This window comes from Pseudomonas sp. LS1212 (assembly GCF_024741815.1).
Classification (GTDB): domain Bacteria; phylum Pseudomonadota; class Gammaproteobacteria; order Pseudomonadales; family Pseudomonadaceae; genus Aquipseudomonas.
In genome coordinates this window covers 2,503,799-2,517,191 of record NZ_CP102951.1, presented here as the reverse complement: position 1 = coordinate 2,517,191, position 13,393 = coordinate 2,503,799, and the positions used below count along the sequence as shown (strand labels likewise).

The 13,393-nt window shown below is 55.8% G+C and carries 15 protein-coding genes and 4 pseudogenes; 10 read left to right on the top strand and 9 right to left on the bottom strand.

Annotated features, from left to right (window positions below; translation table 11 throughout):
* Window positions 1–162: 162 nt before the first annotated feature.
* From NVV94_RS11890 to NVV94_RS11875, 4 genes and pseudogenes are all read right to left on the bottom strand, one after another.
* A pseudogene (locus tag NVV94_RS11890) lies at window positions 163–306 on the bottom strand (co-regulatory protein PtrA N-terminal domain-containing protein); the annotation flags it as partial.
* Between the two features lie 465 nt (window positions 307–771).
* Complete coding sequence (locus NVV94_RS11885) at window positions 772–1,413, bottom strand: transmembrane anchor protein (protein WP_258447326.1); 642 nt, start codon at window positions 1,411–1,413, stop codon at window positions 772–774.
* Window positions 1,414–1,425: 12 nt separating this feature from the next.
* Entirely contained in the window at window positions 1,426–2,163 is a 738-nt protein-coding gene (locus NVV94_RS11880) for a HupE/UreJ family protein (protein WP_258447325.1), read from the bottom strand.
* 49 nt (window positions 2,164–2,212) lie between these two features.
* A complete protein-coding gene (locus NVV94_RS11875; protein WP_258447324.1) occupies window positions 2,213–2,575 on the bottom strand; it encodes a hypothetical protein in 363 nt (120 codons plus the stop codon).
* A gap of 106 nt (window positions 2,576–2,681) precedes the next feature.
* Here NVV94_RS11875 and NVV94_RS11870 point away from each other — a divergent pair, with 106 nt between their 5' ends.
* Together NVV94_RS11870 and NVV94_RS11865 are read left to right on the top strand one after the other, a co-directional pair.
* Window positions 2,682–2,981: a metal-sensing transcriptional repressor gene (locus tag NVV94_RS11870; protein ID WP_258447323.1), complete on the top strand. Its 300-nt coding sequence runs from the start codon at window positions 2,682–2,684 to the stop codon at window positions 2,979–2,981.
* 7 nt (window positions 2,982–2,988) lie between these two features.
* The gene (locus tag NVV94_RS11865) at window positions 2,989–4,125 is read left to right on the top strand and encodes a nickel/cobalt efflux protein RcnA (RefSeq protein WP_258447322.1); all 1,137 of its coding nucleotides are present in this window, start codon (window positions 2,989–2,991) and stop codon (window positions 4,123–4,125) included.
* 66 nt (window positions 4,126–4,191) lie between these two features.
* Here NVV94_RS11865 and NVV94_RS11860 read toward each other — a convergent pair whose 3' ends face one another.
* From NVV94_RS11860 to NVV94_RS11850, 3 genes are read right to left on the bottom strand one after another with little or no spacing between them, the layout of a single operon-like run.
* Window positions 4,192–4,644, bottom strand: a complete 453-nt coding sequence (locus tag NVV94_RS11860) for a chromate resistance protein ChrB domain-containing protein (RefSeq protein WP_258447321.1) — start codon at window positions 4,642–4,644, stop codon at window positions 4,192–4,194.
* Window positions 4,645–4,692: 48 nt separating this feature from the next.
* Window positions 4,693–6,087 (bottom strand): chromate efflux transporter, encoded by a 1,395-nt coding sequence (gene chrA / locus NVV94_RS11855; protein WP_258447320.1) that lies wholly within the window; start codon window positions 6,085–6,087, stop codon window positions 4,693–4,695.
* Window positions 6,080–7,024 carry a chromate resistance protein gene (locus tag NVV94_RS11850; protein ID WP_258447319.1) on the bottom strand — a complete coding sequence of 315 codons (945 nt, stop codon included), beginning with the start codon at window positions 7,022–7,024 and terminating at the stop codon, window positions 6,080–6,082. The genes chrA and NVV94_RS11850 overlap by 8 nt, the downstream gene beginning before the upstream one ends.
* Before the next feature lie 79 nt (window positions 7,025–7,103).
* Here NVV94_RS11850 and NVV94_RS26700 point away from each other — a divergent pair.
* The 4 genes and pseudogenes from NVV94_RS26700 to copD form a co-directional block, all read left to right on the top strand.
* A pseudogene (locus tag NVV94_RS26700) lies at window positions 7,104–7,175 on the top strand (DNA-binding response regulator); the annotation flags it as partial.
* Window positions 7,171–7,608, top strand: a pseudogene (locus NVV94_RS11845) (histidine kinase dimerization/phospho-acceptor domain-containing protein); the annotation flags it as partial. The pseudogenes NVV94_RS26700 and NVV94_RS11845, both read left to right, overlap by 5 nt.
* 250 nt (window positions 7,609–7,858) lie before the next feature.
* Window positions 7,859–8,242, top strand: a complete 384-nt coding sequence (copC, locus tag NVV94_RS11840) for a copper homeostasis periplasmic binding protein CopC (protein WP_258447318.1) — start codon at window positions 7,859–7,861, stop codon at window positions 8,240–8,242.
* 3 nt (window positions 8,243–8,245) lie between these two features.
* Window positions 8,246–9,184: a copper homeostasis membrane protein CopD gene (gene copD, locus NVV94_RS11835; protein WP_258447317.1), complete on the top strand. Its 939-nt coding sequence runs from the start codon at window positions 8,246–8,248 to the stop codon at window positions 9,182–9,184.
* 64 nt (window positions 9,185–9,248) lie between these two features.
* Here copD and NVV94_RS11830 read toward each other — a convergent pair whose 3' ends face one another.
* Entirely contained in the window at window positions 9,249–10,334 is a 1,086-nt protein-coding gene (locus NVV94_RS11830; RefSeq protein ID WP_258447316.1) for an NAD(P)/FAD-dependent oxidoreductase, read from the bottom strand.
* Between the two features lie 37 nt (window positions 10,335–10,371).
* Window positions 10,372–10,719, bottom strand: a complete 348-nt coding sequence (locus NVV94_RS11825; RefSeq protein WP_258447315.1) for a helix-turn-helix transcriptional regulator — start codon at window positions 10,717–10,719, stop codon at window positions 10,372–10,374.
* Window positions 10,720–10,977: 258 nt separating this feature from the next.
* Here NVV94_RS11825 and NVV94_RS11820 point away from each other — a divergent pair.
* From NVV94_RS11820 to NVV94_RS11805, 4 genes and pseudogenes are all read left to right on the top strand, one after another.
* Window positions 10,978–11,058 (top strand): annotated as a pseudogene (locus tag NVV94_RS11820) (ArsR family transcriptional regulator); the annotation flags it as partial.
* A gap of 7 nt (window positions 11,059–11,065) precedes the next feature.
* Window positions 11,066–11,422 (top strand): metalloregulator ArsR/SmtB family transcription factor, encoded by a 357-nt coding sequence (locus NVV94_RS11815; protein ID WP_258447314.1) that lies wholly within the window; start codon window positions 11,066–11,068, stop codon window positions 11,420–11,422.
* Between the two features lie 186 nt (window positions 11,423–11,608).
* Complete coding sequence (arsH, locus tag NVV94_RS11810; RefSeq protein WP_258447313.1) at window positions 11,609–12,325, top strand: arsenical resistance protein ArsH; 717 nt, start codon at window positions 11,609–11,611, stop codon at window positions 12,323–12,325.
* Between the two features lie 62 nt (window positions 12,326–12,387).
* The gene (locus NVV94_RS11805) at window positions 12,388–13,392 is read left to right on the top strand and encodes an ArsJ-associated glyceraldehyde-3-phosphate dehydrogenase (protein WP_258447312.1); all 1,005 of its coding nucleotides are present in this window, start codon (window positions 12,388–12,390) and stop codon (window positions 13,390–13,392) included.
* Window position 13,393 lies beyond the last annotated feature (1 nt).

Here is a 13,393-nt window from a genome sequence, read left to right as displayed (position 1 = left end):
CAAATGACAAAATTCATACGGCAGGCGAGCTGAGAAATTGCCACACTTTAACCACCGAAGTGATTACATTTCTGTCAGCTTGGGATCTCATCAAGACGCTCAGTACGTGGCTTGGTCGACAGCTTTGGCATTGCTCTTGGCTAGAGGAGCTTGATTGTCTCACTTTTGGGTAATTTGGTACGCATCCACTGTGTTCTTCTTTGCTGCATCCATACGAGCGAATGTCCGGTCACCACCGCCTTCGGCCATAGCCAGAAAAGAGACGGTTAATGCGGCAACGACCATCAGTGCTTTCATGGATTTCATTGGGGTATCCTCGAATGAGATTTGGTTAACCCGTTGAATCCACATCAAGAGATGATTCTCGGGGGAGTGAGCTCAAGGCTCGATATAACTTTAAGACTCGTCCCCTGTCAGAAACCTTAGGTAAACATTACAGCTCTGTAAGATTTTGATCTTTCTGATGATATTTAGAAATCCAGAAGTTCCAGCAGGCGTTCCAATCGCTGAAAAACGCTGGCACTCTGACACTTACGGCCTTGTTTTTCATGGCGTCACTCGTGCGAGTGCCCGTGCCCGACGCTCTCGGAAGTTGTTTCTTTCTCGCCACCACTGCATGCAGTCATCAGACCCAAGAAGCAGATCAAGAGCATCGTACGGAACAAAGTTGCTGATGTTTTCATGGGGAAGTCTTTCCAAAAAATGATGAAGTTAAACATCTCTGAGCAGGTCGTTCTCCCGCCTTTCAGCGGGAGAACGGTCGTCCTTGGATTACTGCTTAACGCTCAAGTAATTACCGGTCGTTTTCAGTGATATGGTCACACTGGTGTTGCTACGGTTACGCCAGAACCAGCCATGGGTACCGTCGAAAATGGCGGTGAACTCGCCTTTGTCGCCTTTGACCTGCTTACCTTTGCTGTAGCTGTGGAAGTAACCTTTCTCAGCGTTGTACGGCTCGCCATGGGTGTCGTAATTCACTGGACCTCCGGCGGTTGTCCACTCATAACTGACGGTGGCGTTCTTCACCATTTCCAGCTTGATCTCTGTCCCTTCACCCGGCTTGAGCGTGACGGTCATATTATTCGTCTTCAAGGCCGAATCAGGCACGACCACTGGTTCTGCTGCCGGCTTCGCAATTGGCTGAGCTTGCGCGATCTGCGGAGCCGGTGCGACGGCGACTGGCTGGGGCGGCGCGGCGTCCGCCAGGGCTTCTTGCGCGAGGGTGATTTTCAGTTCGCCCATTTGCGTCAGACCCAAAGCACGTCCCACACCTGTTGGATCGATGGCGTATTCCGATGGCATGACGACAGTCACCAAAAGGCCGACGGCGGTGACCAGTGCGATGGCTGTCGAACGTAGCAACTGGCGGCTGCTGGGCAACTCATTAACGGTTGGCAGTGGAGTATTGAACATGGTCAGAATTCCTTAGGCAGAGACAAACAGGCCGGTCAGCTGGTAACCCATCAGCAGGAAACCGGCACTCATCATGGCGACGTTGGCCGCATAGGCGTGGCGCCAGAAGCTACCAGTGCGCCGCCAATACCCCATCAGAATGAGAATCGCGCTGAGGGCCAGCAACTGGCCAATCTCGACGCCGACGTTGAAGGCGATCAGGTTCGGGATCAGGCCATCAGGCGAGATTTCGTACTCCTGGATCTTGGTGGCCAGACCGAAACCATGGAACAGGCCGAAGGTCAGCGTGGCCACTTTGGTGTTGGGCTGGACACCAAACCAGCGCTGGAACGCGCCCAGGTTGTCGAGCGCCTTGTACACCACCGAGAAGCCGATGATGGCGTCGATCACGTAGGAGCTGATGCTGACTTCGGTGAGCACGCCAAGCAGCAACGTGACCGAGTGGCCTACCGCGAATAGCGTGACATAGAGCCCTACATCCTTCAGGCGATAGAGGAAGAAGATCACCCCGAAGAGAAACAGCAGGTGGTCGTAGCCCGTCATCATGTGCTTGGCGCCCATGTAGATGAAGGGCAGCAACATGACGCCGGAGCTTTCCTGGATGAAGCCTTTGTCACCTTCAGCCACGGCGTGAGCCAGTGCCTCGGGGATGGCGAAGAAAAGTGACGCGACGCACAGAAACAACAGCAGTAGCGGGCGACGCGAGGGCACAGTGAATGCGCCCACGCCGCGCATGGTATGCGAATGCATGGATCAAAATCCTACGTTGCAGTGATCTTGGGCCGCAGCGCGGCCATGGTCAGGAAGCGAACGAAGGACGGGGTGGGCGCTCGATCAAGAATATCGGCGGACGGGGAACGGCATAGCGCGGGGCATCAACCCACATCGATAGCCTGGGTTGTTCGGTCAATATCAGCAGAGAAGTAAGTTGCGGCGTTTCGTGCTGGTGGTCAGGAGTCAACGGCGAATGATAGTGATCTGAAAAGCTCGCATAGGAGGAAGACGCCTCGTCCTCGCCGTGAGAGTGATAGTCGTCTTGCGCAATCTCCCAGGCAGGCTGTTTCGTTGCCACCGATAACGTATAGGTATGCCCGGCCCAAGCCATCAGCATGGCGAGAGCAAGCGCGAATACCACTGTCGTTGTCAGGGCTTTGCTGAACATATTGGCTGCTTTTCAGCTCATTTTATGGCAATACAGATGCGTTTGACCTAACCCCCCCCGGGGGATAGGATGCCAGCGTAATTCATTGAGGCCAGAGGCTCAAGTCATGAATGAGCACGAACACAACCATCCGCATCCACATACCCACCAAAGCCATGAGGCGATCATCAAGCGCCTCAAGCGTGCTGACGGTCACCTGCGAAGCATCATCACCATGATCGAAGAAGGTCGTGAGTGCGTCGACATTGCCCAGCAACTGCATGCTGTGGAAAAAGCGGTGTGTCAGGCCAAGCGCACGCTTATTCAGGATCACATCGATCACTGCCTGGAAGACACCGTCTGCGCGTTGAGTGGCGGCGAGCGCGCTCCGCTCGAGGCGTTTAAACAAATCACCAAATACCTCTAGGCCTGACATGCCCAATTTCGCTGAACTCTTGCAACAGGGCGGGTCGCACGCCTGGTTGTATTTCCCTAGCGCTATCTTGCTCGGCGCCCTGCATGGCCTGGAGCCCGGCCACTCGAAAACCATGATGGCCGCTTTCATTGTCGCCATCCGTGGTTCAGTGAAACAGGCTGTGTTGCTGGGTTTGGCCGCGACACTGTCGCACACGGCAGTGGTGTGGTTGGTCGCTATTGGCGGCATGTATCTGGGTAAAGGCCTTGATGCTCAAACCACCGAGCCGTACTTTCAGCTCGCATCATCCGCACTGATCATTCTGATCGCGCTGTGGATGCTGTGGCGTACGTGGCGTGGCGAGCAGATGTTCAAGTTCGAGCAAGGTGATGATCATCACCACGGCGAGCATGACCATGGGCACCACGATGAAACCCATCGTATCGATACCGGTCATGGCCGTATCGAACTATCGATCTTTGAAGAGGGTGTGCCGCCACGCTGGCGCTTGAAGGCGCTGAGTGGGCATGCATGGCCGGCTGCACAGGTGCGCTTGATAACTACCCGCCCTGGCGGTGGCACCCAAGTGTTTTCGTTTGTCGAGAGCGAAGGTTTCCTTGAGTCGAAAGCCGACATTCCCGAGCCTCATGAGTTTAGTGCGCGCTTGAGCCTCGGACATGCCGGCCATTCCCACGAATATGATCTGGATTATCGTGAGCATGACCATGGGCATGCGCATTCCGAGCTGGAAGGCCTGGAGTTGTCGCTTGAGGGGTATCAGGATGCGCATGAGCTTGCGCATGCCAATGACATCCGCAAGCGTTTCACCAATCGTGAAGTCACCACGGGCCAGATCATCCTGTTCGGGTTGACAGGCGGCCTCATTCCCTGCCCTGCGGCCATTACGGTTCTGCTACTTTGCCTCCAGGTCAAAGAAGTGGCGTTGGGAGGCATGCTGGTGCTGTGCTTCAGCATTGGCTTGGCGATCACCCTCGTCGCTGTCGGTGCTGCTGCAGCCATTGGTGCCAAACAAGCCTCCAACCGCTGGCCTTGGTTGGGCACCGTAGCACGTCGTGCACCTTACCTTTCCAGTGTGCTGATCATCGGTGTCGGCATCTATGTCGGCATGCATGGCTGGATCGGCTTGAACGCATAAGGCGACGGTTGGGTGTTTGAACTCTCCAGTTATTTTGGTCTGTTCGTGGTGGCGCTCGGCGCCGCCTCACATCTGCGCAGGCCAGTTGTGCGACTCGCTCTGACAGTCCTTGCACCAGGCGTACAGGGCGTCATAGATGATCAACCCATGCGCTAACATCTGCTGGTCATCAGCGAAATTATGCGATAGCCCCAATGAAATCGCATACAAACCCGCCGATTGCGGCGTTAGCTCCAGCCGAGAGGTGTCAGCTCCGCGCACAATCCTGGCCAAATGCTGCAAGGCCGGATCATTGAGCTGATACTTTTTCAGAAACGCATCAAAACTGCACAGCTCGCCATCGTGAGTAAGCTCAACGCCGGGAATATCGAAAGGTGTCGCGTTTTGCTCTGCGGCAATCCGCAGCACAGCGTTGCTGGGGATGTACAAAAACTCAGCCTGCGGATCGATAAATTTTGTAATCAGCCAAGGGCAGGCTATGCGATCAATCTTCGGTCGCTCACGGGTAATCCACTTCACGTCACACCTCCTGCCCAATTTGATGGGCGATGGATCAACGGACAGGCACTACGACCACAACTGAAAAAATGCACCCCAGTTTCCGTCGCGCACCAGATACACCACTAAACCAACAACACCGCAGCTGAGCAGCACCTGAATGACGCCGCGCTTGTAGCGAAACAAGGCAATGGCCGCTGCCACGGCGATCAGCAAGGACGGCCAGTCCAGATCGCCGGCAAACCCCTGGGGCCACAGCACGTGATAACCGAAGAACATCGCCAGATTAAGGATTACCCCTACAACGGCGGCGGTAATGCCCGTCAGTGGCGCGGTGAACTTGAGTTCGTTGTGGGTCGACTCCACCAGCGGGCCACCGGCCAGGATGAACAGAAACGAAGGCAGGAAAGTGAACCAGGTGACCAGGCTGGCCGCTACCGCTCCGGCGAGAAATGCCTGATCGGCGCCGAAGACCTGCTGGACGTAGGCACCGACAAAGCCGACGAAGGCCACGACCATGATCAGCGGCCCTGGCGTGGTTTCGCCCAGGGCCAGGCCATCGATCATCTGCGTAGGGGTCAACCAGCCGTAATGACCAACCGCCCCCTGGTACACATACGGCAATACCGCGTACGCCCCACCAAAGGTCAGCAAAGCAGCCTTGGTGAAAAACCAGCCCATCTGGGTCAAGGTGCCATCCCAGCCATGGAGCGCGGTCAGGATGCCCATCGGCAAGATCCATAGCACGGCACCGATCAACATCAGCAGCACCAGCCGAGGCCAGCGGAAACGCGCATGTACGGGCGTCGGTGTATCGTCATCGATCAATGCCGGGCCGAACGACTTTTTCGTAGCGCCGTGGCCACCGATTCTGAACTTTTCCGGCGCCAGGCGCCCACCGAGGTAGCCCAGCAAGGCTGCCCCCAGGACAATCAAGGGAAAAGGCACATTCAATGCGAAAATCGCGACGAATGACGCCGCTGCGATCGCCCACAACCAGCTGTTCTTCAGCGCTCGCGAGCCAATCCGGTGAGCGGCGTGTACGACAATGGCCGTCACAGCGGGCTTGATGCCATAGAACATTCCAGCCACTACGGGGACGTCGCCAAAGGCGACGTAGACCCAGGACAATGCAATCATGATGAACAATGACGGCAGTACAAAAAGCACGCCGGCTATGACGCCCCCCCAGGTGCGATGCATCAACCAACCAATGTAGGTAGCCAACTGCTGAGCTTCCGGTCCGGGAAGCAGCATGCAGTAGTTCAGCGCATGGAGAAAACGCCGTTCGGAAATCCAGCGCCGCCGCTCGACCAACTCCTGATGCATGATCGAAATCTGGCCTGCGGGCCCGCCGAAGCTGATGAAACCCAACTTCAGCCAGAACCAGAAGGCCTGCAGCAGGCTGACGGCTTCGGGTCGCAGTAGATCTTGTTCAACTTCGGGTTTGAAGGCGTTACTCATCGGGATTTTCCTCTCGCACAAACCCAGCGAGTAAACCATCGAAAATGGCACTTGCCGCTGTCAGCAGATAGTCGTCATGGGGAATGGTTTCGCGCAGCCCTGCCAGCACGCGCTCAATACCGGCAGCTTCAACGGGCTGGAAGCCACCGACATCGAGGTAATGCACCAATGTGGTCAGGCGGTTGAGGCCTGGTGCATCGAGGTCGAAGCTGGCTTGCAAGGTTTCAAACGTCACACGGTTACCGACGTGACTGAAGGTCGCCTCATCAAAGTCGAAACCCAACGCATCTACCGGGCAGTCCTGGGGGCTGTCCAGCCAGAGAATGCGCGCCTGGGGATCGATAAAGCGTTGTATCAGCCAGGCACTGGCCAGACGATCAACCCAGGGGCGCTTGCGCGTTGCCCAGATACGGCCCTGATAATCGCCCTGGTTCAACACGGTAATGGGCTGGTCTCGGCTATACGGCTCATCCGCAGACAGGGCTCTGCTCAGCGTTGTTTCAAGCGCCTGTAAAGCTGAGTCGATCTGCTGTTTCGACTGGCCTGGGAAGTAGTCGATGCTCGTCAGTTGAACGTAGGCCTTGCGCAACTTGCGAATCTGCTTGGCCGTCGCTAATGCATTTTCAACATTGAGCTGTGCGCGACAGGCTTCGATCTCTGCATTGAGCTTGGTGTAGTCATCGCTACGGTCGAACAGCGCGATAAAACGCTCACCGTCTGGGTCATCGACCGGCAATAGGTACGCCGTGCCATTGATGGCAAGGATGTCACGCTCGATTGCAGCCAACGCTTCGCGGCAGAGCTCGATATCCGGCAGCAAGTAGGCGCCATCCCGCAGAACAGCCGCACCACAGGCCTTCAACGCCCGCCATGCCCGCATGCGCTCGGTGGCGTTTGCAGTCGGCAACCCTAGAATAAGGACTATCCATCTATTCATGTAGGTTTAGATACATATTATGTAGACTGAACTACATTACTCTTGATTGGGGCGATTGGAAAGCTCATCGTAGAACGAAGGCAGCGAGGCCCTTCAACATGCCTTGAGCGAGGCGTATGACCTGTTGATTCTGGATGTCATGATGCTTGGTGATCAGTGCATTCATCAGCGCAGAGCTAGGGTGGATGGTTGCCAGCAGTGGTATGCGCCCTATTCGTCAGGTGACCAGGGTCGCGGCCTCGATGTCGGCTAAATCACTCAAAGAGCGCATCCCGTTAGCGTCCGTTCCCAAAGAGCTGCAACAAATGGTCTCGTCGTTCAACGCGATGCTGTCACGGCTGGATGATGCTTTTGTACAGCTATCGAATTTTTCCGCGGACATTGCTCATGAACTGCGTACGCCGGTCAGCAATCTGATGACTCACACCAAAGTCGTCCTCTCCAGAAAACGGAACATCGAGGACTACGAAGACAATCTGTACTCGAACCTGGATGATCTGAAGCGTATGTCTCGAATGATCGATGACATGCTTTTCCTGGCCAAATCCGACAATGGCTTGATCAGACCGGAGAACAACAGGGTCGTGAACGTGAATAACCACCTTGTCTACACTCACAAAGCTTACTGAAATGTAATCGAACGGTTTGCGGTCATGTGTCATCGTGTCCTGGCTCTTTGACGCGGCTCTCCTGACCCACTACCGGGGCTCAGTCCGTACCAGGGCGCGGCATACGCTTGGTATTCGTCAGTGGTTTTCAACCCACATCGAGAAGCAAAACTAGAACTTCCCTACAAAACCTCGAACCAACAGCTTGCGCTGTGAGGAGCCCTGCATGTCACTCTTTAAAACTACTACCGTTGCTGTCGCACTTACCGCTGGTTTGCTTTTGAGCGCTATCGCCCAAGCACATCCAAAACTAGTGTCCTCCACTCCTTCGGAAGGCTCGACCTCCACAGCACCTTCCAGGATTGAGCTGCATTTCTCTGAGAACCTCACAACTCAGTTCTCCGGTGCAAAACTGATCATGACCGACATGCCGGGCATGTCGCATTCCCCAATGGCTGTCAAGGCGAGTGTCTCAGGCAGCGACGATCCGAAAACGATGGTCATCACGCCTGCCGCTCCGCTAACCACTGGTACTTACAAGGTCGAATGGCGAGCAGTCTCTTCCGACACTCACCCCATAACAGGCAACCTTGTTTTTAAAGTGAAGTGATTCATGAGCGACTCAGTCAACATCGCCGTTCGCTTCGTTCTTTATATGGACCTCATGCTGCTGTTTGGATTGGCCATTTTTGGTTTGTACAGCCTTAGGGGAAAAGAGCGAATCTCTGGTGCCGTCTTGAACTTTGAGTCGCTGATTTTCGGCACAGTTGTTTTTGGCGTACTGCTGTCTCTGGCTGCCATGTTGTTACTTGCCAAGGCAATGAGTGGCGTTGCAGAACTTATGGAACTTCAACGCCATGTCTTCGAAATGGTGCTTATGGGTACCGATGTCGGACTCACATGGATGGTTCGGATTGCTGCTCTTGTTCTAGCAGGTGTAGCGATGACGGTGAACAAACGCTTTCCAACCCTGAGCCTCTGGGTGGTTACCTTGTGCGGTGCAACCGCGCTTGCAACCCTGGCTTGGACAGGGCATGGAGCCATGGACGAAGGCAACCGGCGTTACGTGCATTTCGCCAGCGACATCTTCCACCTTTTGGCAGCGGGAGGATGGCTCGGCGCTCTGGCGGCATTCGCTTTATTACTGCGTACGAAAATACTTAATGGCGAGCAAGAGGTGCGCATTCTCTCCCGAGTACTTACGGGGTTCGAATCAGCGGGTGCATTGATCGTGGTTAGCCTAAGTGTTACCGGCATAGTAAATTATCTTTTCATCGTAGGTCCAACAGTAGAAAATATAACGTTTAGCACTTATGGCGTGCTGCTTTGTTTGAAAATAGTACTATTTGCAGCGATGCTTGTATTGGCCACGCTGAACCGCTTTCACTTGAGCCCACTGTTAAAACGGTCGATCCAGAACGGAGAATACACTGGGGCCGTTAATGCTTTACGGCGTAGCATGGCGCTAGAGTTCTCGGTGGCGATAATCATTGTGTGTCTAGTCGCTTGGCTAGGAACCTTAAGTCCGGAGATGGAAATGGGTACTGTATAGTGTGCTCTTCACCGTTCCGTGAGCGAATGAATTGGCGTACGGATCAGGGCCGTTAAGCTTTTGTTCATCGCTGCGTTGCTGTCAGCGGTTCTGTACCTGTGGAACGCAGATGGCGTAGCAAATGCGGGAGGATGACTTCAGCGTCAGGTCCCACACCTCTGAGGGTTGCTGAAGCGAAATTGCGCTGCATTGGTAGACCCACAAAGTACAGGCCTGGGGTATACAGTGCTCGTCCATCGCGCTGCATCAATCGCCCATGATCATCCGTCACCGCCAGGTCTTCAAGAAAGGAAATATTTGGGCGGAACCCAGTGGCGAAGACCAGGCAATCAACAGCTTCATGCTGACCATCTGCCCAGACAACTCCGGTCGGGGTTATCTGCCCAAACATCGACCGATGATTGAAAAGTCCTGACTTCAGCGCTTCTTTGTATGTGCCGTCATCCAGTACCGGTGTGCTCTGATCATTTAACCAGCGGGTTCTTTCCAGGCCTGTCCATTTCAGCCAGGCATGGAAGTCCGCGCCGAGTAGCTTCTGCGCAAAGAATCGAATCGCCTCGCGTGTGGCCAGCGTGACCTCAGCCACTGTGGCGAGCTCATAAGCTATCTGTACTGCCGAATTCGCCGCGCCAATGACCACAATGCGTTGCCCTCTGAACGCTTGTGTATTCCGATACTCGGCGCTGTGAAGGTGAACACCCCGAAAGCTTTCGAGCCCCGGAATGTCCGGGGTAAATGGGCGACTGAATGCCCCTGAGGCCACAACCAGTGCCCTGGTAAAGAAGCGCTGCCCATTGGCAGCCACTATCTGGAACCCTCCAGCTTCCTGATTCACCTTTATGACCTTAATCCCCGGAAGAATCGGTAACTCGAAGAAGCATGCGTACTGCTCCAGGTAGTGCACTACTTCATCGCGAGAGGGGTAGTGCTCCGGTGCTCCAGGAAACGGCAGCCCCGGTAACGAGGAGTACGCTGCCGGCGAGAACAGTTCGAGGTTGTCGTAGTAGTTACGCCAGTTACCCCCTGGTTGCTGCTGCTCATCCAGGATAAGGAAATCGAGCCCCTGCTGTTTCAAATGCCAGCCACAGGCCAGCCCTGCCTGCCCTGCGCCTATTACGACAACATCGAATGAGCGATCCATTGCGTTCATATATGCGCACCTATACACATATTAAGGTAAACAAAAATCAGCGAGATCCGCCTGGGCAGCACAACGAAGCAATGCTTTTGGTGTGATGGAGGATGTCCTCCAGTCGCTTGACGATGGCTGGGCCGTCCACCTCATAGAACACCTGACGCCCCACCTTGGTCGCGCGCACGATCCCTGCGACCAGCAGCACCTGAAGATGACGAGATACCACCGAGCGCTCCTGGGGTAAATCAGCTGCAATCGCTGTTACATCGGCTCGACCCAGTTGCATCACGCGCTTGAGCACCGCGACTCTTGGCGGCTCGCAGAGGGCCTTGAAAAATGCGCCATCGAGAGACTCAATGACAGACTCAATGGCTTGGGAGCGGTTAGTGGCAACGTTCATGGCGAGAATATATGTGCATATCCATGCACATGTAAAGCCCTGCACAGAGGATTTCGTTGTCTGCAATTCAGTTTCGAGCCAGGAACGTCTACGGGGCGGAATGGACATTTTGCAGGTGCGTCGAGTTTACTGCTTTGCTGAATATTCGAAAAAACGTATATTCGTAAAACCATATCTAACTCGAGACTTGGCGATGACCGATAAAACCCACGTGCTGTTTGTTTGTGTGGCTAACGCTGCCCGCTCGCAGTTGGCACCAAGCACGATGCATTCCGTCACACCCTTCACGAAATTCATGAGCGCATCAAGATGTTCGTGTTGGTGAAGACCAAACGTTGAGACCCCTATGGCTGACCATCTGACACCGACCACCGTATTCAAATGCCTGGCTGATGAAACCCGCGTCCGCCTGATGTTGCTCATCACCCGTGAGCAAGAGCTGTGCGTGTGTGAACTGACCTGCGCGCTCGATGAGAGCCAGCCGAAGATTTCCCGCCATCTGGCGCAACTGCGCAATTGCGGGTTGCTGGAGGATCGTCGGCAAGGTCAATGGGTGTACTACCGGCTGCACCCCAGTCTGCCGGACTGGGTGATCGCGGTACTGAAATCCACTCTGGACGCCAACCGGCATTGGCTCAGCCCAGACGCCAAACGCCTCGACGTGATGGGTGATCGCCCTCAGCGCCTGGCCGCTTGCTGCTGAGTCAATGACGATGAGTAAAAGCCGTCTTGCTTTTTTGGATCGCTATCTGACGGTCTGGATTTGTGTGCAATCAGATCGCGGGCGGCAACAACCAATACGTCGCCGGGTTGGTGGCCTTCATGGCCCTCTGGTTCAAGCGCCGCTGGTTCGATCATCCCAAGGGCGACCTCGCTCAGGAGTAAACATATGACTGATGAACACATCCCCAACCTCGATGCCGAACTGGTCGACCTGCCGACCCTCGATAAACTCGGCACTACGCTGTCGGCCACGCACAAGCCGCGTATCCTGCTACTTTACGGCTCGACTCGCGAGCGTTCGTTCAGCCGCCTGCTGACCGAGGAAGCTGCGCGCCTGTTGCAGCACTTCGGCGCAGAAACACGCATCTTCAACCCATCTGAGCTGCCGTTGCCGGATGACGTGCCGGACATCCATCCCAAGGTGCAAGAGCTGCGCGAATTGGTGCTCTGGTCAGAAGGTCAGGTCTGGTGCTCCCCGGAACGTCACGGCTCGATGAGCGCAGTGTTCAAGGCGCAGATCGACTGGGTTCCGTTGACCATGGGCGCGGTGCGCCCAACCCAGGGCAAGACTCTGGCGGTGATGCAGGTTTGTGGGGGTTCGCAATCCTTCAACGTGGTCAACCAGCTGCGTGTGCTGGGTCGTTGGATGCGCATGTTCACCATCCCCAACCAGTCCTCGGTACCGAAGGCCTACCTGGAGTTCGATGAGGCCGGGCGCATGAAGCCATCTTCCTACTACGACCGTGTCGTGGACGTGATGGAAGAACTGGTGAAGTTCACGTTGCTGCTGCGCGAGCGGCAGGACTATCTGGTCGACCGCTATTCCGAACGCAAGGAATCGGCGCAAGAACTCTCCAAACGCGTTAATCAACGCTCCATCTGAAAAGCCCTTTCGACGTCACCCCGTTGTCATCGCCCGTAGATAGCAGCCCAAGAGAACAACCCATGAGCATCAAAATAGGAATCAACGGTTTCGGTCGCATCGGTCGTCTTGCCCTGCGTGCAGCCTGGGGCTGGCCAGAGTTCGAATTCGTGCACATCAACGACCCGGCGGGTGACGCCGCCACTCACGCCCACCTGATCAACTTCGACTCGGTGCATGGCCGTTGGCACAACGAAGCCAGCAGCGAAGGCGATCATGTAGTGATCGACGGCAAGCGTATCAAGGTCACCGCCAACAAGGCGATTGCTGACACCGACTGGTCGGGCTGCGATCTGGTGCTCGAAGCCAGCGGCAAGATGAAGACCGTCGCGCTGCTCCAGGCCTATCTGGAGCAAGGCGTAAAGCGCGTGGTGGTCTGTGCCCCGGTCAAGGAGCAAGGCGCGTTGAACGTGGTCATGGGCGTCAACCAGCATTTGTTCGATCCGGCACTGCACCGCATCGTGACCGCCGCCTCCTGCACCACCAACTGTCTGGCCCCGGTGGTCAAGGTGATCCACGAGAGCCTGGGTATCCGCCATGGTTCGATCACTACGATCCACGACCTGACCAACACCCAGAGCATCCTCGATCAGCCGCACAAGGATCTGCGCCGCGCCCGCGCTTCGGGCATGAGCCTCATCCCGACCAGCACCGGCTCGGCGACGGCGATTGCGGAAATCTTCCCTGAACTGCGCGGGCGCCTGAACGGCCACGCCGTGCGCGTGCCGCTGGCCAACGCCTCGCTCACCGATTGCGTGTTCGAAGTCGAGCGCGCCACTACGGTGGCTGAGGTCAACGCCCTGCTCAAGGCTGCCGCCGATGGCCCGCTGAAGAACATCCTCGGCTTTGAGGAACGGCCACTGGTGTCCATCGACTACCGCACCGACCCGCGTTCCTCGATCATCGATGCGCTGTCGACCATGGTGGTCAACGGCACCCAGGTGAAAATCTACGCCTGGTACGACAACGAATGGGGTTATGCCAACCGCGCTGCCGAACTGGCCAGACTGGTCGGCCTGGCTGGTTGAC